Annotated in this window: 1 protein-coding gene; it reads left to right on the forward strand. The window is 76.8% G+C overall.

What is annotated here, in order from left to right:
• Positions 1–4 precede the first annotated feature (4 nt).
• The gene (locus HW445_RS32150; protein ID WP_180224276.1) at positions 5–1,006 is read left to right on the forward strand and encodes an ABC transporter ATP-binding protein; all 1,002 of its coding nucleotides are present in this window, start codon (positions 5–7) and stop codon (positions 1,004–1,006) included.
• Positions 1,007–1,092: the final 86 nt, after the last annotated feature.

The raw sequence follows: 1,092 nt of genomic DNA on the forward strand, positions 1-1,092 counted from the left end.
CCGCATGACGACGACCACCGACAACGGCGCCCCGCTGCTGAGCGCCGAGGCGCTGCGCGTGACCTTCCCCGGGCGTGACGGCGGGTCGCCCGCGCGGGCCGTGGACGGCGTCGACCTGGACATCCGGCCCGGGGAGATCGTCGCGCTGGTCGGCGAGTCCGGCTGCGGCAAGACCACGCTGGCCCGCTCGCTGCTGGGGCTGGTGCGTCCCACCGGCGGCCGCGTCACCTTCGCGGGGTCGCCGCTGGAGTACCGCGCGCGGGCGCTCAAGGCGTACCGCAAACGGGTCCAGCTGGTGCTCCAGGACCCAACGGGGTCGCTGAACCCCCGGCACACCGTGTACGACGCGGTGGCCGAGGGACTGCGGATCCACGGGTACGACGGCGACGAGCGGACCGCGGTGGCCGGGGCCCTGTCGCGGGCCGGACTGCGGCCGCCGGAGCGGTTCTTCCTGCGCTACCCGCACGAGCTGTCCGGCGGGCAGCGGCAGCGGGTGGTCATCGCGGGCGCGCTGGTGCTGGAACCGGAACTGATCGTGGCCGACGAGCCGGTGGCCTCGCTCGACGCGTCGGTGCGCGGCGAGATCCTCGCGCTGCTGCTGCGGCTGCGGGAGGAGCTGGGGCTGTCGGCGCTGGTCGTCACCCACGACCTGGGGCTGGCGTGGAACATCGCCGACCGGGTCGCGGTGATGTACCTGGGGCGGATCGTGGAGACGGGGCCGGTGGAGGAGGTGCTGACCTCGCCACGGCATCCGTACACCCAGGCGCTGCTGTCGGTGCTGCCGGAGGCGCCGGGCGAGCCGGTGGTCCTCACGGGGGAGCCGCCGGACCCGTCCCGCGTCCCGGGCGGGTGCCGGTTCCACGTGCGGTGCCAGGTGCTGGCGGGCGGTGAGGCGGCGCGGGCCGGCGTCGACGAGGCGTGCCGCACGGTCGACCTCCCCGTGCTGCCGGGCACGGGGGGCACGGCGGCGGCCTGCCACTGGGCGGCGGCCCGGGTGTCCGCCTGACCCTCCGACCGGAGCGCGTCGGGGGTGTCCCCGCTCGAGCGGGGCCGAGAGCCCGCGGTGGGGGCGCCCCCGGTGAGGGCGCCCCT

The sequence above is a fragment of the Streptomyces sp. UH6 genome (assembly GCF_013421635.1).
GTDB classification, from domain to species: domain Bacteria; phylum Actinomycetota; class Actinomycetes; order Streptomycetales; family Streptomycetaceae; genus Streptomyces; species Streptomyces abyssomicinicus.